Raw genomic sequence first — 22,173 nt, forward strand, 5'->3', positions numbered from 1 at the left:
TATAATAATTGCAGATATTGCGCTACTAAACCCTTAGTGTAAGTCAATATTGATGAGTTTATCTTACCGATGAAATAAAAAATACTTAACTTTCTCGGTGAACACAGTTGCAGGAAAACAAGACAACCATGCTTGACGCCATTATTATTTTCTCATTTATCCTAGCAGCGTCGGGAATAGGGTTCTACAGCATTGAACTACTACCCAATGGCACACTAGATCAGGTAACAAATCTTGAAGCTTTACGCTTAGTTGTTGCCGTCTTTGCCGCTATTATTGGTGGTGCGATCGGGCTGAGTTTCCAGACGACATATCGTCGTCTAGAATCACAAGTCAAAGAAATGCCTCTGGAAGTGATCTTAACTCGTGCCATTGGCTTAGTGATTGGGCTATTGCTAGCTAACCTCATGTTAGCCCCACTATTTTTGCTACCTATCCCGGCGGATTTTGGATTTATTAAGCCATTGGTGGCAGTTGTCGGTAGTATTATCCTTTCTGTCACTGGCATGAATTTGGCAGATACTCACGGGCGAGGTTTATTACGGTTCATTAATCCCAACACTGTCGAATCGATGGTAGTGGAAGGAACACTAAAACCAGCCAATACCAAAGTTTTAGATACTAGCTGCATTATTGATGGTCGCATTGAAGCTTTACTAGAAACAGGGTTTTTAGAAGGGCAAATTCTTGTACCGCAATTTGTCTTGCAAGAACTCCAACAAGTAGCGGATGCTAGCAAAGACCAAAAGCGCGTGCGGGGAAGACGAGGACTAGAAATTCTCAACCGCATTAAAGAAGAATATCCCGATCGCATTCTGATTAATACAGTTGACTACGACGATATTCCCACAGTGGATGCTAAGTTAGTGCGCTTTGCCCAAGAAATTAGCGGCACATTGCTAACCAATGACTACAACTTGTCTAAAGTTGCCAGTGTTCAGAAAGTACCTGTTTTGAATGTGAATGATTTAGTGAATGCCGTCCGCCCCAGTTATTTACCTGGCGACAACCTTGATTTGAAAATTCTCAAGGAAGGCAAAGAACCCAGTCAAGGTATTGGCTACCTAGATGACGGCACAATGGTAGTAGTTGAAGAAGGTAGCAGTTATGTTGGTGGTGAACTGCGAGTAGTAGTTACCAGTGCTTTGCAAACTACAGCAGGAAGAATGATTTTTGCCAAACCCCAAGCTTCAGCATTGGCGTGAAAAAATGGGATGTTCAATTCAAGTGACACTTAGTAATCGGTGCAGGTTGGCTGCACCGATTATTTATTGATTAGAATCACGAGACTGTTATCAAATAGCTCGTTTATTTGCTATTTATCTAAAATTATTTAATCCAAACATCTATATATTCTAATTTTCATAAATCTCTAATGGTAAATTATCTGGGTCTTTAAAGAAAGTAAATTTTTTACCTGTAATTTCATCAACTCTGATATTTTCTACTTTTAACCCGTTTGATTTTAAATAAAAAACAGTTTCTTCTACATCATCAACTTGGAAAGCAAGATGTCTTAAACCACAAGCCTCTGGTTTACTAGCTCGTTTTGGAGGATTTGGGAAAGAGAATAGCTCTATTTGGGTATTTTCTGCAACTTTTAAATCTAATTTATAAGAATTTCTTTTAGCGCGAAAAGTCTCTTGAATAATCGAAAAACCTAAAACTTCTACATAAAAAGTTTTGGAGCGATCGTAGTCAGAACAAATAATAGCTACATGATGAATACCAGTAGTTTTCATTTTAATTTCTCAAGCTACTAATCATTTACCTTTAGCACTTGTAGCAGAGTTTTGCTAGTTTTTGCAAGACTAGGGCTTTAGCAAAGTGCATCGCATCATTAAACTACCCAACCGCTATGAAATTGTTGCCCCGTCAGTAATTACCACTCTCTGCGGCAGCATTGCTACGTGATGCAGGTATCGACACCATCGCTTACCGTTGTTGCCGGATGTCTAAACTTTCGCATATTTAACTTAAATTTATATTCAATCAGCAAAAAGGCATATTACTTTCTTAAAACTTCATATTTAATAAGCAAAAAGGCATATTGCTTACTCAAAATGGCATTCTACTTTCTCAAACCCCAGTTTGCTTTCTCATTTTGGTGTTTTCCGCAAGTAAAAAGAGCTTTTACTTTCTCAAAGCCCAGTTTGCTTGTTTATTTAAGTAATTCGCGCATTGATTTTGGTATATAGTTGAGCCGAAAGCTTGCGATTGGTTGATAAGGTGGATATCTAGAACAATTCCAATAACTAGTTGTGCCGTTTAGGTTATCTGTAAGGGCGCAATCGCAAACTGATCGGTGGGACTTAAGATTAGAGTATGTATACCAACCAAGATGTTATGGGAAAAATGCAGGATAACATCTATGACTACATAGCGAAAGCTGCCTTTGCACAATATGATATGGCTCAAGGAGAGCGTTATTTTTTAGGTCATAGTGGAAGCGTAACCTTCTGTATAAAAACACAAGCGGAAAAATTTCTTCTCCGTATTCATCAACCAATATCTAAGCTACAAGGCGATGTATGGCAAAGACCACAAGTGATTGACTCAGAACTTTTGTGGCTTACTGCCTTGCGTCATGACACAGAGATTGTTGTGCAGGAGCCAGTAAAAAATCTACAAGATAGATGGCTCACTCAAGTTTTAGATGAGACCGGAGAAATGTTTTATTGCTCACTGCTGCATTGGATTGATGGCAACAACCTCAACGGAGAACAAACTCCAGAACAAGCTTACCAACTCGGTTTGTTGCAAGCTAGATTGCACCAGCATAGTAGTCAGTGGCAACTGCCAGAAAACTTTGTTCGCCCAGCCTACGATCAGAATCGGCTGCAAGCAGCACTTTCGGCACTTTATCCAGCAGTATTACAAGAATTGATTTCAGCAGAAGATTACAAGACCCTCGAAGCGGCGGCTTGTCAAGTTCAAGGAATGATAGAAACACTGGGTCAGACACAAAATATCTGGGGACTGATTCACGCTGATCTTCATGAGGGCAACTATTTATTGCACAACGAGGAATTCCGTCCAATCGATTTTGCTCGCTGTGGCTTTGGATACTATCTTTACGATATTGCAAGTTCGCTTCAATATTTACTTCCCACTGTCCGACCTTCCTTTTTTGAAGGCTATCAAGCTATTCATAAGCTACCTGAACATTACTTACAGATTACAGAAGGTTTCTTTATCATGGCGCTGATTGAAGTACTTTCTTTTCATGTAAATAATCCACAAGAGCATAAGTGGATTTCGGAAACCGTGCCGTATATCGTCAAAGAACACGTTCATCTGTATCTTCAGGGCGAATCATTTCTGCTTAATAAATACTAAGGCAGTCGGTGGCGGTTACGACACAACAAGTCAATTGCAATATCTATTTCTGTAAAACGGTTTTTGATACAATCCTAGTTTTTTTGAGGTCTGCTTCGGAAAGTTCTTCTCCAGCTTGCAGGCGAGTAGCAGAAGTTTGCAACACTGTTGCTGCACCTTTATCTCCAATTTGTAAAGCGGTTTTAGCAGCAGTTTGCAACATTGTGGCTGCACCAGTGCGATCGCCTTGTTGCAATTTCGCCTCGGCTAACTGGGTTTGGCGATACTTCGCTAATGCCAAAATAGACTGCTGCACCTGCGGATTAGAAGCTGGTTGATACGCCCGCACCACATCTGCATACACTGGCACGAGGGGCGAAAGTAAACCTTGTTCGTTAACCAACGGGTCATCATAACGGATTTGCAGATGCCCAATCGCTTGTTTCCCTTCTGGCAATTGTCCCAGATAAATGTTTGCCAAAACTACCCGTTCTACATCCTGCATCAAATCTCCCAAACGGACAGCAAAGCTGCCATCAGCTTCGGGTTCCACTGGTAACTCGATTGTGTCTGGGGCAACTTGGGCAATGGGTTTCAATTCTGCTAATCGGACATTGGGCACTAGAGATAACAGCAAGTAAGCATTAGTTAGCCCAATTGACTGAATCCTTCCAAATAGTCGGCTAAATTGCTCCACAGCTTGTTCAGGATGTTCAATATGAGCTAGAGTACCACCACCGACATCGGCAATTTTTTCCAGCAAATCCTGATTCCAGCTATTGCCAAATCCGAAAGTGTTGATAGTTAGGTTCAGCTTGGCAGCCTTTTGCGCCAGTTTCAGACAGCGTTTATTGTCATCTCGCCCAATATCCCACTTCCAAATTCGCAAACCGCTTTCACCATGCCCATCCGTCAGCAGAAACGCCTGGGAAACAGCGCCTCTTGTCCCCTTCATCAATTCTGTAATTCCCAGTTCCAAACCCTCAGCGATCGCAGTGCCGCCGCTAGCAGTCAGTTTGCTTTTTATTTGAGATTTGATGCTTTCGGGATCTTCGATCGCTTGGTTAGGGATAATGACTTCCGCAGAACCAGAAAAAGCCACAACTGAAATGCGATCGCCTACTTTCAACCGATCGATTAATCCTTCCACCGCCTGGATCACCGTTTTAATTGGTTGTCCATGCATGGAACCACTTCTATCCAAAATCAAGCAGAGATTAAGGGGGAGATTTTGGTCAGACTCACCAGCGATCGCAAAAATAGTCATTGCTAGTTGACGTTGGCTACTTGTTTGAGCCACATCAACATTATTGTCATTTAACGCCGAGAGCAATTTAACTTTCATTGAGGAGGAGTATCTTGCAAAACTGTTTTGGAGACAATTCTGGTTTTCTTGCGATCGCTTTCAGATAAATCTCCACCAGATTGTAGCTGGGTGGCAGAAGTTTGCAACACTGTCGCTGCACTAGTATCTCCCATTTGCAAGGCAGTTTTCGCAGCCGTTTGTAACATCGTCGCTGCACCAGAGCGATCGCCCTGTTGTAATTTCGTCTCGGCTAACTGGGTTTGGCGATACTTCGCTAATGCCAAAATAGACTGTTGCACCTGGGGATTTGGGTCTGCTTGGTAGTTTTTCACTACATGGGCATAAACTGGGATATTTGGTGTAACTAAACCTACGTTGTTGGCGGCTGGATCGTCGTAGCGGACTTGCACATTAGCGATCGCTTGTTCACCTGTTGGCAATTGTCCCAAATAAATATTAGCTAAGATTACCCGTTCCGCATCTTTCATTAAATCTCCCAACCGCACAGCGAAACGTCCATCAGCTTCTTGTTGCAGTGGTAATTCAATTGTGTCTGGGGAAACTTGGGCCACAGGTTTAAGTTCTGCTAGCCGGACATTGGGCATGAGGGAGAATAACAGATAAGCGTTAGTCAATCCCACAGTTTGAATACGGCTGAACAGGCGATTAAACTCTTCCACTGCCTGTTCGGGTTTTTGAATATAAGATAAAGTACCTAAGCCAGCATCGGCAATTTTTTCTAAAACATCTTGGTTCCAGTTGTCACCAAATCCCAAAGTGTTCAAAGTCAAATTATAGCTAGCAGCCAATTGGGCGAATTTTAAACAGCGATTATTATCACCATGTTCATTTTCGCCATCGGTTAATAAGAAGGCTTGGGAAACAGTATCTTTTTTTCCCTTTGCCAACTCCTCAATGCCCAAGCGCAGTCCTTCATCAATCGCAGTTCCACCATCGGCGGCGAGGCGATTAATTTGCTGTTTAATTTTGTCTGGATCTTCGACACTTTGACTGGGTACTAAGACTTTGGCACGGTGATCAAAAACTACCACACTGAGGCGATCGCCCGGATTGAGTCTATCTACCAGACGATTCGCTGCTTTTTTGACCGTTTCTAGCGATCGCCCGTTCATGGAACCACTATGATCGAGAATTAAGCATAAATTCAGGGGTACATGGCGGTCTTGAGTCTCTGCGATCGCCGAAATCGAAATTCCCAACTGACGTTGACTGTTCAGTTGATTTGCGTCCAAATTACCATCATTCAAGGCAGGGTGCAAACTAACCTTCATAACTCAAAGTCCTTATTCAGGATATACATATTAATAAATAACTTCAAAGCACTACTTTAGCTCTACGGAAAACTTATCCAAACACAAATACATTAATATAATCAGAATATCTTAGAAGCCAAGCATTGGCAGATGCAAAGCCACCTTCAGCATTAGGGAGAAATCCGCACCTTGAGGGAAGCGTGCATCGCGCTAGGATGTATTACAGTTAACGGCATAGTTTCAGGCGATCAGTTGCTATGGACATTTCCCCAATCAAGGCTGTTCAAGCCCCATATTACGGCGATAACTTTTACCGGACACCACCGCCAGATTTACCTTCCCTTTTATTGAAGGAGCGAATCGTCTATATTGGGATGCCACTGGTGCCTGCTGTCACGGAATTGATCGTGGCCGAGTTGCTGTTTTTGCAGTCCGACGACCCCGAAAAGCCGATTAAAATCTATATCAACTCGACCGGCACTTCCGGTTACAGTGGCGAACCCATTGGCTTTGAAACCGAAGCCTTCGCCATTTATGACACCATGAAATATATCAAGCCTCCTATCCACACCATCTGCGTCGGTTCCGCGATGGGTATGGCAGCGATGCTACTCAGTGCTGGTACAAAAGGTTGCCGCGCTAGTTTGCCTCACTCCTCGATTATCCTGCATCAGCCCAAGAGCTACGCCCAAGGTCAAGCAACGGATATTCAAATTCGCGCCAGGGAAGTTTTGGTAAATAAAGGGGCGTTAGTTGATATCTTACATCGCACCACTGGACAGGCTCCAGAAAAAATTACTAAAGACATGGACAGGCTGTTATATTTAACACCCTATGAAGCGAAGGAATATGGGCTGATTGATCGAGTTTTTGAGAAAGAAGAACTCGCTAATCCTCCCCTCCCTGCCAGTGTCCTTTAATTTCTCCTACCCTACGAGAAGCCGCTGACGCGTCTATGTCATTCGTCCAAAGTCCAATTGTTAATAACCAAAAATTATTAATAACCAATGACCAATGACTAATGACTAATGACTAATGACTAATGACTAATTAAGAACGGAGTAAATTATGCCTATAGGCGTTCCTAAAGTTCCTTACCGGATGCCCGGTGGACAATATACAGATTGGATTAGCATCTACGATCGCCTTTACCGGGAACGGATTATTTTCTTGGGGCGAGATATTGATGATGAAATCGCCAATCAAATTATTGCTGTAATGCTGTATCTGGACTCGGATGATCCAGGTAAAGATATTTATTTATACATCAATTCCCCCGGTGGAATGGTTACATCTGGTATGGCTATTTTTGATACCATGCAACATATCAAATCAGATGTAGTGACTATTTGCGTAGGTTTAGCTGCTTCAATGGGGTCTTTCCTACTGGCCGCTGGCACCAAAGGCAAACGGTTAGCATTGCCTCACTCACGGATTATGATTCACCAGCCATCTGGTGGCACTCGGGGACAAGCAACCGATATCGAAATTGAAGCTAAAGAGATTCTGCGGATTCGTCACCAGCTCAATGGCATTTATGCTGATAAAACTGGTCAGACCATAGAAAAAATTGAAAAAGATATGGATCGTGACTTTTTCATGTCTGCTGAAGAGGCTAAGGAATACGGTTTAATTGACCGTGTAATTGAAGAACGAACCTCTGTAGTAGCAGGGGAGTAGGGAATAGGGAGATGAGGAAGCAGGGGAAGCAGGGGAAGAATTATAACTCCTAACTCCCCACTTTCCACTCCCCTCCCCTAAAGAAACTGTCAACATTGAACTTTAAAATAGCAAATTTGCCCTTATTATTAATAGTTCAGGCTTAAAGCTCATAGCTGATAGCCCTTAGCTGGATATTCGATAGCTCATAGCTCAAGATGGATCTTGGAGATTGCTACCGTTTATTGGGTTTAAGGTCGGGAGCTTCTTTTGCTGATATCAAGGCGTCTTACCGACGGCTGGCGCAGCAATATCATCCCGATATCAACCCAGATGACAACAAAGCCAAAGATAAGTTTATTGCCTTGACAGAGGCTTACAAACTCCTACTGACGGTAGTACTGCCAGAAGAAACTGCTGCCCATTCAAGTCAGGTGTCAACGTCTGGGCGTGGTAACGCCAAGGCAACGCAGCGACAGAAAACACCAGTAACAACAGTCACAAGCCAACAACCACCGAAACCAAAGCCGCCTAATCTGTTGGAAATAGAAGAGCGGCTGAAGTGGAAGACTTATGAGCAATTGCAGCGATTTTTGCAAGAAAGACGATTTCCGCAAGCGATCGCACTGGCGGAAGCTTTAGCAGATCGTTTGTCATCAGATGCAGAAGTTCGCCAATGGTTAGCGATCGCTTATCAAATTTGGGGACGGGCGCTAATTTCCGAAAACCAACTGCTCAAAGCCAAAATTTATCTTAAAAAAGCTCTGAAGACAGACCCCCATAATAAAAGTCTCTGGTATGAAGTGCAGCGCGATTTTCAGCGCTTAGAACAAATTTTTTAAGGATTTACGTAAGTTTACTGAAAACTGTGTCACTCAATTTTGGATTTTAGATTATCTTCAATCCAAAATCGTTTGACTGAGCGAACGCGAGTGCGTCTCGCAGAGAAGCCGAAGTCCAAAATCCAAAATTAGTACGGTATTACCGCCATCCGCGCAAGACTGCTCCCAAGGTAGCAATTCCCTCGACAATCTTTTCGGTTGGTTGAAAGCTAAAAGCTAACCTGATGGCATCATCTCCCTGTCCATTGGCGTAGCAGCGAGTCCCCGGAAGAAAGCTGATGCCGTGTTCACTGGCAGTGGTTAGGAGTGCTTTGGCGCTGATGTCTGGTGGCAATTTACACCAAACGAAAAAGCCCCCACCTGGTCGCAAAGCAACTACATCACTGGGAAACTCGTGAGCGATCGCCTCTAACAACAAATTGCACTTATGCTTGTAGCAGGCAATTAGCTCTTGAATGTGAGCATCTAGTTTGCCTGTGGCACAGTAGCGACCAACCACATGGCTGACAAATGGTCCCACAGGCCCTTCGCTTTTGAACATTGCCAACCGCTCAATAATTGTTCTATCGCCACAAGCCCAGCCCAACCTCACACCCGGTGCAATAATTTTCGAGAAAGTACTCACATATAACACCCACCCTTCCTGGTCTAGGGATGCGAGGGAGGGCACAGCTTCTCCTTGGAAGCGTAAATCGCTGTAGGCATCGTCTTCCACCACCAGCACGCCATACTCAGCCGCCAGTGCTACTAACTTTTGGCGGCGAAATAACGGCATAGTAGTGCCTGTGGGATTGTGAAAGGTCGGAATGGTGTAAATAAACCGGGGTCGAATGCCCTGTTTCTTCAAATCACTTAAAGTTTCCTCTAGGGCGTCCACATCCATTCCCAATTCATCTACAGGAATAGTCATGAGGCGTGCACCAGCATGGACAAATCTACTAACTACTCCCAAGAAGGTTGGCCCTTCCACAATCACCACATCACCAGGTTCGATAAATACATCTGGTAGCAAGCCGAGAATCTGACCAGAACCGTAGCCAATGAGCAGGCGATCGCGATCGGCAGCGATTCCTTGAGCCTGCAAGCGGAGGATAATTTGTTCATACAATTGGGCTGAAGGCGGCCCGTAATTGAGAGCGTTCGGAGCTTCTTCTGCCAGTACAGCAGCACTTGCAGCAGCCAAGTCAGCGTGGGGAAAAAGAATTGGGTCAGCTAGACCGTAGGCAAAGCTGACGGTGATGATTTTGGTTAACTCTGTGCCGTAGGTTGGTGGTGTCAGATTTCTAGCTCGTTCGGCGAATAAATCAGTAATTTGGTAAGCAGGGGTGGTGGGAGCCATAAGCAATTCAAAATTAGAAGTCAATTAGCGAAAAGTCAGATCCGAAGCTTCCTTCGATCTGTTAGCGCAACGTTAGCGATAAGGCTGCGTTGGAACGAGCGTCCGCAGGAGCATCACTTTTCAAGAGAGTGGGGGTCTTAAACTTTCCTTAGTCGCCCAGAATTCATGGTGGATTCTGGCTCCTGACGGATGTATTCTTTTTTATAACATCATGACAAGTATCGTGAATATTCACTGATAAAACGGAATTACTAGAGTGAAATTAATTAACTTCAAGTGGCAGCAGCTAATTCTAAGCTTAGGCTGTCTGCTACTGATTATTGCTTGTAAAAGTCTCTATCCCACTACTAACCCAGATGCTAAACCTCTTAAGGTGGCGACAGATCCTACCTTTGTCCCTTTTGAAATCCAAAGGGCTAGTGGGAACTTAGAAGGTTTTGATATTGATTTGATGAATGCGATCGCTAAAGTAGCAGGTTTTGCAGTTCAGTTTGAAAGTCTGCCCTTTGATGGCATGATCTCGACTTTGCAAGCCAAAAGAGTCGATGCAGCAATTAGCGGAATCACGATTACCGCCGAACGCCTGAAAACAATTGCTTTTTCCCGACCTTATTTTAAAGCCGGACTAGCGATCGCTGTCCGCAAAGACAACCAGAATATTAAAGACTTCAATAGTCTCAAAGGTAAAAAAATTGCTGTACAAATTGGTTCTACTGGGGCAGATTTTGCCAAAAGCATTCCCAACGCCAGAATTAGTACTTTTAATTCTGGCCCAGAATTTTTCCAAGACTTGCTCAATGGTAATGTTGATGCTGTGGTTAGCGATGCTTTCGCTACTTTGTATGCGATTAAAAATGGCAAACTCAAAGGCATCAGAGTTGTTGCCGATCTGCTCACTGAAGAATACTACGGGATTGCTACCCCTAAAGACTCCCCCCATCTGGATGCAATTAACAAAGGTATAGCTACTTTGTTATCCAATGGCACTTACAAGCAAATTTATCAAAAATGGTTTAATGCTGAACCTCCACAATTGCCAGACTCTTGGGCATTAGTCATTAGTCATTAGTCATTAGTCACTTGTACTGGGCGTAGCCAAAGTATTGGTCAAGAGTTAGAAATTCTTCCCCTGCTCCACGGCAGTTGCTCTACTTGGGGAAACCCCATCGCGCAGCGTCTCGTAGAGAAGACCGCACTGCCTCCCCTGCTCCCCCTACTCTCTTAATTCCCCACTCACCCATTTATAAGAAATTGGCTGCCAATTATTAAATATTTATCTAATATGCGTCACAATTAATACTGCCACCAAAATTCATTGATAAACTACAATCTCTTATAGGTCTACTGTAGTCAGGGACAGCCAATTGTGGCACCTTGGATCTTAGTGGCTAGAAGCACTTTGGAACGGGAATAAAGGAACTTCCACTATGCTGATTTGCCCTCAGTGTAAATTTGAAAACCCCAATAGCAACAAATTCTGTCAAAACTGTGGCATGTCCCTGACTCACAAGGTCTGTCCTGAATGCAGTGCCGATGATGTACCTGTGAATGCACTACGTTGTCATAACTGTGACACTGAATGTGGAACAGTGTTTTGGGCAATTATTGCTAAAGAAACAACTAGGGGAGCTTTGGGAGTAGAGAAGGATAAAGGAGATAAGGGAGATGTGGAAGTAGAAGAAGATGAGGGAGCAATATCCTCCTCATCTCCTCTATCCTCTAGTTCTCAAATTGCATTAGGCTCCTATTTAGACTCTCAAGAGCGCTATCAATTGTTAGATCCGCTACCTGCCCAAACTGAAACTGCCACCATTACTGATGTAGGCGTCAGAGTTCTAGACTGCCAACCGTATCAAATATCACCCATTGATGCGATACTAGCAAGTCAACAATCAGATTTGCTAACGCCATCAGTAGAAGCAAGTGAAATTCCTCGCCTTGCTAAACTTTATATTGTCTTACAATCCCAAGGTGAGCGCGGGATACCGCCGATCCACGATTCATGGCAACAGGGGGATATCCAGGTAGTAATACTTGAAGACCGCTCGGGTTGGCAGCATTTACTCGATCGCTGGCAAGAAGAAACAACGAGTTCGTTAAAAATTTTACACTGGTGTTATCAGATGACCCAACTTTGGGCAGTATTGGAACCAGTAAATTGTCGTCAAAGCCTTTTAGATTTGTCGAATTTGCGATTGGATGAAGACCAAACGCTGGCGCTACAAAGGTTGTATGTGGAATCATCGAATTCTCAGCCTGCTACCGAGTCCCCAGAAGATGCCCAAGCCCAAACATTTGCTATTCCAGAGGAGCCGTTAACTATCAAAGCTTTGGGGCGGGTTTGGCAAGCGTTATTTAGAGAGTCTCAACGCACTCAATTTGGCTCTGTAGTCCAGATGTTGGGGGATTTAGATGTAGGTAAAATTCAGACGATCGCACAGTTGCGATCGCGTTTGGAGGAAATCTCTGTTGAACTGGAAGCACTAGGAACCGCAACTTTACCCCCAATCAAGGAGAAAAATACTGCTGTGCCCACTATCCCGCAATCAGATGAGCCAGAAGATATCATTAGCAAAACTGATGATATGCCAACTGTTGTGCTGGCGATGCAGTTAAGTAGCTTAGAAGATGCAGGACGCACAGATGTTGGGCGTCAACGTCATCATAACGAAGACCACTTTGGCATTGAAACCAAAATTCATAAGCTAGAGTTGCCCAAAAGTCGAGTCCTGCAAGGGTATGGTTTGTATATTCTCTGTGATGGCATGGGTGGACACGCTGGCGGCGAGATAGCCAGTGAGTTAGCAGTCAACACCCTACGGCAATACTTTCAAGAACACTGGATTTCCAACCAACTGCCAACAGAAGATAGCATTCGCGAGGCAGTGTATTTAGCTAATGAGGCGATTTACAAGCTCAATCAACAAGATGCCCGTTCTGGAGTGGGGCGTATGGGTACAACTCTGGTAATGCTCTTAATTCAAGATACTCAAGCAGCAGTTGCTCATGTGGGAGATAGCCGTCTCTATCGCTTGACGCGCAAGCGGGGACTAGAACAAGTCACAGTAGATCACGAAGTTGGGCAACGGGAAATTACGCGCGGAGTAGAAGCAAGCATCGCTTACGCCCGCCCCGATGCCTACCAACTCACCCAAGCCTTGGGGCCTCGTGACGAAAACTCGATTAATCCCGATGTCGGCTTTTTCGACATCAATGAAGATACCCTTCTGCTGTTGGCATCAGACGGTCTATCAGATAATGATTTACTAGAAACCCATTGGCAGACTCACTTAGAACCCTTACTTAGTTCTGGCGCTAACTTAGAACGGGGCGTTACAGATTTAATTGAGTTGGCGAACCAACATAATGGTCATGACAATATTACTGGTATACTTGTTCGGGCAAAAGTACGCCCAAATCTGGAAAGTTAAAAATAAATTGGCATGGGGTATAGGGTATGGGGCATAGGTAATAAGAAGAAAGAACAATCACCAATTCCCAATAGACATATCAGCTAATTAACGTCAAAAGCTTATAAATCAAGCGTTAAAACCTAATTTACGGATAAATTTAATGCCCAATGCCCAATACAACTCTTGGAGAGGCTGCGCCAACGGCTTACCTCAGCTTCGGCTCCATCGAGCGACTTGTACTGAGCGTAGTCGAAGGAAGTCGAGATGCTCGGCACGAGTCGCTCAGTACAAGTGCCCAATGCCAAATACAACTCTTGGAGAGGCTGCGCCCTAAGCGTAGCTATGCCGCAGGCTTTACGGCTTCTCTACGAGACGGTACGCAAACGCTCAGTACAAGTGCCCATTCCCCGATCCTTTTACCTTGTAGGTTGTATTGTGGTTAGTCTGACCCTGTTAGAACCGCAACAGAAAACGCCCCTCCAGCAGTGGTGCTTTGAGAACTCTTCCATAATTCGGATTGGTCGAGCGGCAGATAATCACGTTGTTTTAACTGATAGTTTAGTTTCGCGGCATCATCTAGAACTGAGACAAGTCAGTTCCTCTACCAATGGCGATACTTGGCAGCTGATTAGTCAGGGTACAAATGGGACTTTCCTCAACGGTGTCCTTGTGATTCAGAGTCCGTTACCAGATAATTCCCTTTTGCAACTGGCACAGGGAGGCCCAATACTGCAATTCCAAATTCAGGATGTAACAGTGCTGGAAACTGGTTTGCGATCGCAACAAATGCAAGGGACAGAAGAAAACGCCGCCGAGACACTTTACTCAGCAAAAAACCTGGCAAATTCATCCTCCACTTGCACGCACGAAGGTAACTCCCCGAACAATTTGTTTTGCATCCACTGCGGTCAACCTCTCTCAGTACAACAGAGGATTCGCCATTATCAGGTGTTGCGAACTCTCGGACAAGGAGGTATGGGTACTACTTATCTTGCTTGGGATGGCACTGGTCAGATTGGGAGTATCCCACAACTGTTGGTGTTGAAGCAAATGAATGCTGATATGGTAAGAATTGCCAAAGCTCAAGAATTATTTGAGCGTGAGGCCTATACTCTCAAATCCCTTAACCATCCTGGAATTCCCAAGTATTATGATTTCTTTGTAGAAGACGGAAAAAAATACTTGGCAATGGAACTAATCCACGGACAAGATTTAGAGAAACGTGTCTATACCACTGGGCCAGTGACACCAAGCCAAGCGATCGCTTGGATGATCCAAACCTGCGATATCTTAGACTACCTTCATAGCCAAGAGCCTCCACTGATTCACCGCGATATTAAACCCGCTAACTTAATGGTGCGAAGTTCAGTAAATCGCATAGTGGTGCTAGATTTTGGCGCAGTTAAGGAAATTGGCACAGCGCCTGGGACTCGGATTGGTGCAGAAGGTTACTGTGCTCCTGAACAAGAACGAGGACAACCTTTGACTCAATCTGATTTGTATGCAATTGGGCCAACACTGATTTTTCTGCTCACAGGCGAAAACCCTTTCAAGTATTACCGCCAACGAGGACGAAACTTCAGGTTTGATGTGGCAAAAGTTCCCACCATTAGTTCCCAATTAAGAGATGTGATCGATCGCGCTACAGAACCGTTGCCACGCGAGCGCTATCAAACTGCAAAAGAGTTAACTGCGGCTTTAGCTGCTTGTAAAGTATAGGAGAAACGCGATTAATCGCATCTGTACTGGGGAGTAGAGAGTGGGGAATATTGAAAATCCCTATTCCCTATTCTTCATCCCAAGTTTCTACAGCTAGCAATTCACTAACTGGGTCTTGCATACTAAAGCCAAAGTCCAGCAGTTCCTGTTTCCAGTGCTGCCATTCATTACCGTAGAGCAAAGCGATTTTCCAGATGCTATCGCTTGGCTTGATAATATTCGATTCTATGAGTGATTGCACGTTGCGTTGCAATTTCACCATTGGGTGAATCACTTGCTGAGTCATAACCTCGATTGAATTCAGATTTTGTTGGTAAATACTTAATTAAAACTGCTTCCCATTCTGCAATTGTTGCCGGGTCGTAGAGTGGTGTAATTTTGGTAAAGCTAGTCTTAACTTTCTAACTATACCATAACAAACTCTACTAAATTACTGGTAAATTCGATTTTGTACGGTAATTACCACCACAAAACTCCAATTTCACCAAGCAGTCCTTAAACTTTTTGCAGAAGCTAGGCAAAAGTTTAGGGGGTAAGGGTTAAGGGATGAAGGGGTAAGGGATGCTTTTGTTTCCCCTTTTCCCTTCTTCTTTTTCCTCTTAACTTTTACCCTTTCTCCACTACAGTGCAACAGTACCTTTTGTCATAGATACATTGTGGACGCCGAGTAGAATAATTAGTCGTCTGGTAAATTGCACTAAGAAGTCTGACTAAGGACGAGTGAGAAAATTCTATTTGTTTTAATCACAAAAAATATGTGTGCTTGTTGAAAAACCCATAGGACACGGGCTAGTTTGAAAGTTTTTGACTGACAGGGAAATTTGCAATTGAGTAGAAATGACTACTGTTGTTATCTATTTAAACGTTATTTAGAATATCGCAAACATCTGGCATTAGGTAGAATCATCGCAAATCTTTATATAATTTTAATGTTTCGCCCAATGAATAAGACCTGAGGGGTTGGCTCTGTCTAGACGCAGGAGAGGGTTTTACTTTGAAGCATAGGGGCGATCGCATGGCAAAATTTTCAGTAAGCATGGGCTTACCATAAAGTTTCCTCGTCTTCAGAAGTCAGCATTTGAATTTTGTGTAAAAAATTTGTAGCCAAAATGTTAGTTTCTGTTGGGCAGATGGGTAACCTCATAATGGGAGGCTTGCTACTACCTAAGTATTTACCACAGCAAGTATGTGAAGTATGACTGGTTCGGGGGATGAATACCTAATTTCCCGCAAAAAGCAGATTGAGCGGCGACAAAAGATTGTCACGATAGTGTCGTTAGTGGGGTTTGTTGGTTCTACGGTGTTTGCAGTAATTCCAGCAATACAACAGGCTAGTCAACCTAAGCCAGAGCCAGCAACTGCGTCTGCTTCTCCTGAGTCAGGATTACAACAACAGGCGCGGGGCTACGAGCTGGTTTTACAACGGGAACCAGAAAACCAACTTGCTTTAGAGAAACTGTCTTTGGTGCGGCTGCGATTGAAGGATGCTAAAGGTGCGATAGAACTTTTGGAAAAGCTGGTGAAGTTGCACCCTGAACGGCAAGATTACAAAGTTCTATTAGAGCAGATTAAAAAGCAATTTGACAACAGCGATCGCAGCCCAAATCAGCAGCCCAAATCTAAGTAGGAATTTCACTTAAATATTTTTGGTAAAAAATAATTTACAGATTACAAATAAACAAAAAATGTTTGATAGTAAATCTATTTTGATTACTGGTGGTACAGGCTCCTTCGGCAAGCAATTTGTGAAAACGATTCTCAGCCGATATCAACCTCAGAAAGTCATAGTTTATTCACGGGATGAACTGAAGCAATACGAAATGGCGCAGGAGTTTAATGCACCAGTGATGCGCTATTTTATTGGAGATGTGCGCGATCGCGATCGGCTACGTCTGGCAATGCGGGGTGTCGATTATGTTATTCATGCTGCGGCGCTCAAGCATATTCCCGCTGCTGAGTACAACCCAATGGAATGTATTAAAACTAATATTTATGGGGCAAATAATGTTATTGATATCGCTCTTGATCAAGAAGTAGAAAAGGTGATTGCTCTCTCAACAGATAAGGCAGTTAATCCAATTAATCTCTATGGTGCAACCAAGTTAGCTGCTGATAAACTCTTTGTTGCAGCTAATAATATTGTTGGGACAATGAGAACCCGGTTTGCCGTAGTTCGCTACGGTAATGTTGTCGGTTCAAGAGGCTCGGTAGTGCCTTTTTTTCAAAAACTGATTCAAGAAAAAGCCAGAGAGATTCCCATTACAGACCCACGCATGACCCGCTTTTGGATTACGCTACCACAGTGTGTAGATTTAGTAATTAACAGTTTTGAAAGAATGCACGGCGGAGAAATATTTGTTCCAAAAATTCCTTCAATGAAAATTACCGATTTAGCTGAAACGCTTGCACCGGGAGTTCCAATTAAAATTGTTGGCATTAGACCAGGAGAAAAACTACATGAAGCCATGTTTTCTTCTGAAGCTTCACATTTAGTATTGGAGTTTACCGATCATTATGTGATTAGACCAACTATTGAATATACTCATTCTGTGGATTACGCCTGCAACGCTTTAAGTCAAAAAGGAGTGCCCGTTTCTGAGGGGTTTGAGTATAGCTCTGAGATAAATACAGAATGGCTAAAAGGTTTCCAACTACTCGATATGTTGAAGCAATGAGTGACTACATTCCTTATGGAAAGCAAGATATTAATCAACAAGATATTGATGCCGTAATTGAAGTTTTGCGCTCAGACTGGATTACTCAAGGCCCAACCATAGAGAGGTTTGAGCAAGCTGTTGCCAACTATTGTGGAGCGAAATATGCCGTAGCGGTTTCTAGTGCGACTGCCGCATTACATATTGCTTGTCTTGCTGCTGGTTTGGGGCAAGGAGATATTCTCTGGACATCACCAAATACCTTTGTTGCCTCAGCTAATTGTGGACTTTACTCTGGTGCAAAGGTTGACTTTGTTGATATTGACCCAAATACTTACAATTTGAGCATAGATGAATTAGAAAGTAAGTTAGCTGAGGCAGAAAAGCAAGGTTGTTTGCCCAAAGTATTAATACCCGTGCATTTTGCAGGACAATCTTGTGAGATGGAACAAATTGCTGCTTTATCACAGCGTTATGGTTTCAAAATTATCGAAGATGCTTCTCATGCGATTGGCGGAAGCTATCAGGGACAACCTATTGGTTCCACTAAATTTTCCGATATGGCGGTTTTTAGCTATCATCCAGTAAAGATTATCACAACTGGTGAAGGTGGTATGGTGCTAACAAATCATGAGGAATTGTATCAGAGATTGATTAGATTAAGAAGTCATGGCATAACTCGTAATCCAGATTTGATGCAAGCAAAATCTCATGGTTCTTGGTATTATCAGCAACTAGAACTAGGCTTCAACTATCGAATGACGGATATCCAAGCAGCATTGGGTGCTAGTCAGATGCAACGACTAGATAAATTTGTGGAATATCGGCAGTTGATAGCTCAAAGATATAATCAGCTACTACAAGATTTACCCCTGATATTACCTTGGCAACACCCTGATTCTGAATCTAGCTGGCATTTATATGTCATTCGGCTCAAGCTGGATAAGATTAATAAAACTCATCGACAAATATTTGAAGAACTTCGTAGTGCAGGAATTGGGGTAAATTTGCACTACATTCCAGTTCATACACAACCTTACTACCAAAAATTAGGTTTTCAATCAGGGAATTTTCCCCAATCCGAAAAATATTATCACGAAGCAATAAGTATTCCTATCTATTATACTTTGCCTGAAGAGGCTCAAGAAGAAGTAGTTAATTTAATTAGACAAAAAATTGGGTGACAACATATAAACATTAATACTTCAGAAAAATAGGAAATAGCATGATGCCAACTATAAGTTGCAGTCAATCATTAGAACCAATAGAACCAGATGTTTTTACTCTAGCTCTTATCCTATCCAGTTTTGAGCTAAGTAACTATAGTGATGTATCGGCTCTAACTAAGGTAGTTGATATTTTTTTAGAGGGTTATCAGAGCTTTTTCAGCACGTGAAGCTCTTCTTAGAGTAAAAGTATTTGTTGTCACACTTGGAATGAACGAGGTTTGGACTCTAAAGTCTGATGGTTCTGTATTCTCAAGGTGTCCGTGGGGCTTTGCCGCATCCCTCGTAGAAAGAAAAGTATTAACAGTAGAAGAAAATGTATATAATCTGCTGCCCAAGTAAAAGCAGCAAGTCTTCCTATCTGAGAGTCAGTTACTTAACTGTATACAATGATGGTTATATTACCGTTTAAGTGTGGAAGAGCAATATAAAGTGGTAAAAGGATTACAAGAATTTTTTTATGAAAACTGTGGCAATTATTCAAGCGCGTATGGGTTCTACTCGCTTACCGGGAAAGGTAATGAAACAACTTTGTGGAAAAACTGTTTTGTCTCATGTGATTTCTAGAGTTAAAGCTTGTTTCTTAGTAGATGCAATTGTTGTAGCAACAACTAACTCTTTAGCAGACGATGTGATTGTAATAGAATCCGAAAAATGTGGTATCCATTGCTTTAGAGGTAGTGAAGATGATGTTTTAGAACGTTATTATTTGGCTGCTAAAGAATATCAAGCAGATGTAATTATAAGAATAACTTCTGACTGTCCTTTATTTGATTCAGAAGTTTTAACTGCAATGTTGGAATACTTTAAAACCGAAACAGGAGATGGTTTAGAAATAGACTACCTTAGTAACTGTTTACGTCGCAGCTATCCTCGCGGTTTAGATGCAGAAGTTTTTACCTTTAAGGTTTTAGAAAAAGCCTTTCAAGAAGCACATGAATCTTATGAAAGAGAACACGTTACCCCTTATATCTACGAGCATCCTGAAACTTTTTCTTTATATAACCAAACAAATAATGAAGATATATCTAATTATCGCTGGACTTTAGATACCGAAGAAGATTGGAAATTAATAGAAGCAGTCTATACAGATTTATATCAGGAGGGAAAAATTTTTACAACTAATGAAGTAATAGCTCAATTTAGAGTAAAGCCAGAGTTAGTGAAGCTAAATGCTCATGTGAGGCAGAAATGAAAATTCCCTTTGTGCAAGCAGTACAAGCATCAATTATAGAATCTGAATCTATAAGAAAGCTTGATTTACTATTCACTTTTGGTATTTTAATTCATATTAATTTAGATGAAATATAAATTTTATATACAAAAATTATGAAATTTATTTTCGGGATACTTTGCTTAATGATTACTACAATTTCGTACTTATAGAAATGAATTACTGAGAGCATACAAGTAAACTATTTAAGCATGATTTTGCTGTTGAATTTATTGAACAACATAGTGGCAAAGTGTCAGCTATTGACTATGAATTTTTGTGGAATAGACTACACCCAGGATGGGACAACACGACTTGGTTTTTGCTATAAAAGATTGCTTAACACTTTATGCCTTAAGGAGCATTGACTATGACTAAATACATTCAGTACTGCATTAACTGTATTATGCCAGAAACTAAACCAGATTTATATATTGACGAGCAAGGAGTTTGTAGTGCCTGTCGCAATTTTGAAAAGCGACAAGAAGTTGACTGGCCAGCACGGAAAAAGGAATTTCTTAAGATCCTAGAGCGTTACCGCTCTAAGAACAGCAGTAATTATGACTGCATTATCCCTGTTAGTGGTGGTAAAGATAGCCACTTTCAGGTACTCAAAATATTAGAGATGGGGATGAATCCTCTGTGCGTGACAGCGACAACAGACAAACTATCTGACATTGGACGACGTAATATTGAGAATATTAAAAATCTCGGTTTAGATTACATAGAAGTGGCCACCAATCCTTTAGTGCGTCGCAATATCAATCGTCTATCGCTAACTGAAATTGGCGATATTTCCTGGACAGAGCATGTAACTATCTTTACCATACCTGTTCGGTTAGCTGTACAACTCAACATACCACTGATTATCTGGGGAGAAAACCCACAGAATGAGTATGGTGGCCCTGCTGCTGCTGGAAGCAATAATTCCCTGACTAGGCGATGGCTAGAGGAGTTTGGCGGACTGTTAGGACTGAGAGTCACTGATTTGATCGGGCAAGAAGGGATTAAGGCACAACACCTCATTCAATATACCTATCCCTCTGATGAAGACTTACAAAGGGTTGGGGTAACGGGGCTTTTTCTCGGTTATTATCTGCCTTGGGATGGCTATCAGAACGCGCTCTATGCACAAGCTCACGGCTTTGAAACTTACCACAAGAGTGTTGAAGGTTCCTTAGTTAACTACGAAAACTTAGACAATTATCAGACGGGAATACACGACTACTTTAAGTTTCTAAAGTATGGTTTTGGGCGAGCTACTGACCTTGCTTGTATGCACGTCCGGCGTGGACGACTGGGAAGAGAAGAAGCTATCAAACTAGTGAAGATGCACGATGGCAAATTTCCTTGGGTTTACTTAGGATGCCCTTTAGAGGAGATTCTCAAAGATATTGACATGACTGTGGAAAAGTTTATCCAGGTTTGCGATCGCTTCACCAACAAAAAGCTGTTTCTTTGTGATAAAACGGGTAACTTGATAAAAGACAAAGAAGGAAATCTCAGTAAAATCAACTATGACAACATCATTTTTACCTCAGAGTTAGACTCGGAGCTAACTCTCAATCATGTCACAATCTCATAATATACCAATGAAGAAAGTCGCCATTGTTGACTATGGTATGGGAAATGTGGATTCTGTCGCCCGTGCAGTTCAGCACTGCGGTGGCGAACCAGTTATTACCTATAAAACTGCTGATTTTGAAGTAGCAAATTATATCATCTTACCTGGAGTGGGTGCTTTTGAAACTGGAATGAAAAATATCCGTACCCACGGTTTAGAAGCAGTGCTACGAGAACAAGTCTTGGAAAAGGGTGTCCCTTTTTTGGGGATTTGTTTGGGTATGCAACTGCTAGCTACTAAAGGTTGGGAAGGAGGAGAAACAGAGGGGTTGGGTTGGATTGAAGGAGAAATAAAGCGACTTGTACCTGATAGCTCTGGTAGCCGCATCCCCCATGTGGGATGGAATGACGTTATTTTCAACCAACCTTCATCTGTATTTCAAAACATTCCATCGGGCAAAGATTTTTACTTTGTTCATAGCTACCACTTCTCATGCAATCATCCGCAGGACGAAATTGCTCATACACCTTATTGTGGAGGTTTCGTTTCAGTAGTTAATAGAAATAATATTTTGGGTGTCCAGTTTCATCCAGAAAAGAGCCAACGGCTGGGATTACAAGTTATCAAAAATTTTCTCTCTCTTTAG

General features: G+C 42.4%; 21 protein-coding genes. 16 read left to right on the plus strand and 5 right to left on the minus strand.

All coding sequences use genetic code 11. The annotated features are described in order from the left end of the window. The first annotated feature begins 128 nt into the window (after positions 1–128). Complete coding sequence (locus tag RM347_RS04000) at positions 129–1,205, plus strand: PIN/TRAM domain-containing protein (protein WP_322719015.1); 1,077 nt, start codon at positions 129–131, stop codon at positions 1,203–1,205. Positions 1,206–1,355: 150 nt separating this feature from the next. On the opposite strand, the gene gloA2 is transcribed toward RM347_RS04000, so the two are convergent. Next, positions 1,356–1,742 (minus strand): SMU1112c/YaeR family gloxylase I-like metalloprotein, encoded by a 387-nt coding sequence (gloA2, locus tag RM347_RS04005; protein ID WP_322719014.1) that lies wholly within the window; start codon positions 1,740–1,742, stop codon positions 1,356–1,358. A 583-nt stretch (positions 1,743–2,325) separates the two neighbouring features. On the opposite strand from gloA2, the gene RM347_RS04010 reads away from it, so the two are divergent. Then, positions 2,326–3,339, plus strand: coding sequence for a phosphotransferase enzyme family protein (locus RM347_RS04010; RefSeq protein WP_322719013.1), 1,014 nt, complete (start codon positions 2,326–2,328; stop codon positions 3,337–3,339). Positions 3,340–3,382: 43 nt separating this feature from the next. On the opposite strand, the gene RM347_RS04015 is transcribed toward RM347_RS04010, so the two are convergent. Beyond that, on the minus strand, positions 3,383–4,663 hold the full coding sequence (locus RM347_RS04015; protein ID WP_322719012.1) for a vWA domain-containing protein: 1,281 nt from the start codon (positions 4,661–4,663) through the stop codon (positions 3,383–3,385). Continuing rightward, the gene (locus RM347_RS04020) at positions 4,660–5,916 is read right to left on the minus strand and encodes a vWA domain-containing protein (protein ID WP_322719011.1); all 1,257 of its coding nucleotides are present in this window, start codon (positions 5,914–5,916) and stop codon (positions 4,660–4,662) included. Before RM347_RS04020 ends, RM347_RS04015 begins: the two co-directional genes overlap by 4 nt. A gap of 239 nt (positions 5,917–6,155) precedes the next feature. On the opposite strand from RM347_RS04020, the gene RM347_RS04025 reads away from it, so the two are divergent. The 3 genes from RM347_RS04025 to RM347_RS04035 all read left to right on the plus strand — a co-directional run bounded on the left by RM347_RS04025 (position 6,156) and on the right by RM347_RS04035 (position 8,399). Next, positions 6,156–6,818 (plus strand): ATP-dependent Clp protease proteolytic subunit, encoded by a 663-nt coding sequence (locus RM347_RS04025; protein WP_179067383.1) that lies wholly within the window; start codon positions 6,156–6,158, stop codon positions 6,816–6,818. Between the two features lie 148 nt (positions 6,819–6,966). Beyond that, positions 6,967–7,578 carry an ATP-dependent Clp protease proteolytic subunit gene (locus RM347_RS04030; protein ID WP_322719010.1) on the plus strand — a complete coding sequence of 204 codons (612 nt, stop codon included), beginning with the start codon at positions 6,967–6,969 and terminating at the stop codon, positions 7,576–7,578. Between the two features lie 197 nt (positions 7,579–7,775). Continuing rightward, entirely contained in the window at positions 7,776–8,399 is a 624-nt protein-coding gene (locus RM347_RS04035) for a J domain-containing protein (RefSeq protein ID WP_322719009.1), read from the plus strand. Between the two features lie 139 nt (positions 8,400–8,538). Here the strand turns inward: RM347_RS04035 and RM347_RS04040 are convergent, their stop codons facing one another. After that, positions 8,539–9,738, minus strand: a complete 1,200-nt coding sequence (locus RM347_RS04040; protein ID WP_322719008.1) for a PLP-dependent aminotransferase family protein — start codon at positions 9,736–9,738, stop codon at positions 8,539–8,541. Between the two features lie 256 nt (positions 9,739–9,994). Between RM347_RS04040 and RM347_RS04045 the strand changes: the two genes are divergently transcribed. The 4 genes from RM347_RS04045 to RM347_RS04060 all read left to right on the plus strand — a co-directional run bounded on the left by RM347_RS04045 (position 9,995) and on the right by RM347_RS04060 (position 14,870). Continuing rightward, positions 9,995–10,807: a basic amino acid ABC transporter substrate-binding protein gene (locus RM347_RS04045; RefSeq protein WP_322719007.1), complete on the plus strand. Its 813-nt coding sequence runs from the start codon at positions 9,995–9,997 to the stop codon at positions 10,805–10,807. Between the two features lie 358 nt (positions 10,808–11,165). Beyond that, on the plus strand, positions 11,166–13,169 hold the full coding sequence (locus RM347_RS04050; protein ID WP_322719006.1) for a serine/threonine phosphatase: 2,004 nt from the start codon (positions 11,166–11,168) through the stop codon (positions 13,167–13,169). 149 nt (positions 13,170–13,318) lie between these two features. Continuing rightward, on the plus strand, positions 13,319–13,594 hold the full coding sequence (locus RM347_RS04055; protein ID WP_322719005.1) for a hypothetical protein: 276 nt from the start codon (positions 13,319–13,321) through the stop codon (positions 13,592–13,594). After that, entirely contained in the window at positions 13,587–14,870 is a 1,284-nt protein-coding gene (locus RM347_RS04060; RefSeq protein WP_322719004.1) for a protein kinase domain-containing protein, read from the plus strand. Before RM347_RS04055 ends, RM347_RS04060 begins: the two co-directional genes overlap by 8 nt. A gap of 67 nt (positions 14,871–14,937) precedes the next feature. Here the strand turns inward: RM347_RS04060 and RM347_RS04065 are convergent, their stop codons facing one another. Further along, positions 14,938–15,156, minus strand: a complete 219-nt coding sequence (locus tag RM347_RS04065; RefSeq protein ID WP_012407469.1) for a DUF4327 family protein — start codon at positions 15,154–15,156, stop codon at positions 14,938–14,940. Positions 15,157–16,065: 909 nt separating this feature from the next. Between RM347_RS04065 and RM347_RS04070 the strand changes: the two genes are divergently transcribed. The 7 genes from RM347_RS04070 to hisH all read left to right on the plus strand — a co-directional run bounded on the left by RM347_RS04070 (position 16,066) and on the right by hisH (position 22,173). After that, entirely contained in the window at positions 16,066–16,497 is a 432-nt protein-coding gene (locus RM347_RS04070; RefSeq protein ID WP_322719003.1) for a tetratricopeptide repeat protein, read from the plus strand. A 58-nt stretch (positions 16,498–16,555) separates the two neighbouring features. Further along, positions 16,556–17,545: a UDP-N-acetylglucosamine 4,6-dehydratase (inverting) gene (gene pseB, locus RM347_RS04075; RefSeq protein WP_322719002.1), complete on the plus strand. Its 990-nt coding sequence runs from the start codon at positions 16,556–16,558 to the stop codon at positions 17,543–17,545. After that, on the plus strand, positions 17,503–18,708 hold the full coding sequence (gene pseC / locus RM347_RS04080; protein WP_322719001.1) for a UDP-4-amino-4,6-dideoxy-N-acetyl-beta-L-altrosamine transaminase: 1,206 nt from the start codon (positions 17,503–17,505) through the stop codon (positions 18,706–18,708). Before pseB ends, pseC begins: the two co-directional genes overlap by 43 nt. 189 nt (positions 18,709–18,897) lie before the next feature. Next, positions 18,898–19,092, plus strand: coding sequence for a GSCFA domain-containing protein (locus RM347_RS04085; RefSeq protein ID WP_416211905.1), 195 nt, complete (start codon positions 18,898–18,900; stop codon positions 19,090–19,092). A gap of 118 nt (positions 19,093–19,210) precedes the next feature. Beyond that, the gene (locus tag RM347_RS04090; RefSeq protein ID WP_322719000.1) at positions 19,211–19,945 is read left to right on the plus strand and encodes a glycosyltransferase family protein; all 735 of its coding nucleotides are present in this window, start codon (positions 19,211–19,213) and stop codon (positions 19,943–19,945) included. A 388-nt stretch (positions 19,946–20,333) separates the two neighbouring features. After that, entirely contained in the window at positions 20,334–21,548 is a 1,215-nt protein-coding gene (locus RM347_RS04095; protein ID WP_322718999.1) for an N-acetyl sugar amidotransferase, read from the plus strand. Next, the gene (gene hisH, locus RM347_RS04100) at positions 21,532–22,173 is read left to right on the plus strand and encodes an imidazole glycerol phosphate synthase subunit HisH (RefSeq protein ID WP_322718998.1); all 642 of its coding nucleotides are present in this window, start codon (positions 21,532–21,534) and stop codon (positions 22,171–22,173) included. The genes RM347_RS04095 and hisH overlap by 17 nt, the downstream gene beginning before the upstream one ends.

Origin of the sequence: Nostoc sp. ChiQUE02 (assembly GCF_034531305.2) — a bacterium.
GTDB lineage: Bacteria > Cyanobacteriota > Cyanobacteriia > Cyanobacteriales > Nostocaceae > Nostoc.

Coding starts and splice junctions, on each gene's coding strand:
- RM347_RS04000 (WP_322719015.1), top strand. CDS start 129: ATGCTTGACGCCATTATTATTTTCTCATTTATCCTAGCAGCGTCGGGA.
- gloA2 (WP_322719014.1), bottom strand. CDS start 1,742: ATGAAAACTACTGGTATTCATCATGTAGCTATTATTTGTTCTGACTAC.
- RM347_RS04010 (WP_322719013.1), top strand. CDS start 2,326: ATGTATACCAACCAAGATGTTATGGGAAAAATGCAGGATAACATCTAT.
- RM347_RS04015 (WP_322719012.1), bottom strand. CDS start 4,663: ATGAAAGTTAAATTGCTCTCGGCGTTAAATGACAATAATGTTGATGTG.
- RM347_RS04020 (WP_322719011.1), bottom strand. CDS start 5,916: ATGAAGGTTAGTTTGCACCCTGCCTTGAATGATGGTAATTTGGACGCA.
- RM347_RS04025 (WP_179067383.1), top strand. CDS start 6,156: ATGGACATTTCCCCAATCAAGGCTGTTCAAGCCCCATATTACGGCGAT.
- RM347_RS04030 (WP_322719010.1), top strand. CDS start 6,967: ATGCCTATAGGCGTTCCTAAAGTTCCTTACCGGATGCCCGGTGGACAA.
- RM347_RS04035 (WP_322719009.1), top strand. CDS start 7,776: ATGGATCTTGGAGATTGCTACCGTTTATTGGGTTTAAGGTCGGGAGCT.
- RM347_RS04040 (WP_322719008.1), bottom strand. CDS start 9,738: ATGGCTCCCACCACCCCTGCTTACCAAATTACTGATTTATTCGCCGAA.
- RM347_RS04050 (WP_322719006.1), top strand. CDS start 11,166: ATGCTGATTTGCCCTCAGTGTAAATTTGAAAACCCCAATAGCAACAAA.
- RM347_RS04055 (WP_322719005.1), top strand. CDS start 13,319: ATGCCCAATACAACTCTTGGAGAGGCTGCGCCAACGGCTTACCTCAGC.
- RM347_RS04065 (WP_012407469.1), bottom strand. CDS start 15,156: ATGACTCAGCAAGTGATTCACCCAATGGTGAAATTGCAACGCAACGTG.
- RM347_RS04070 (WP_322719003.1), top strand. CDS start 16,066: ATGACTGGTTCGGGGGATGAATACCTAATTTCCCGCAAAAAGCAGATT.
- pseB (WP_322719002.1), top strand. CDS start 16,556: ATGTTTGATAGTAAATCTATTTTGATTACTGGTGGTACAGGCTCCTTC.
- pseC (WP_322719001.1), top strand. CDS start 17,503: ATGGCTAAAAGGTTTCCAACTACTCGATATGTTGAAGCAATGAGTGAC.
- RM347_RS04090 (WP_322719000.1), top strand. CDS start 19,211: ATGAAAACTGTGGCAATTATTCAAGCGCGTATGGGTTCTACTCGCTTA.
- RM347_RS04095 (WP_322718999.1), top strand. CDS start 20,334: ATGACTAAATACATTCAGTACTGCATTAACTGTATTATGCCAGAAACT.
- hisH (WP_322718998.1), top strand. CDS start 21,532: ATGTCACAATCTCATAATATACCAATGAAGAAAGTCGCCATTGTTGAC.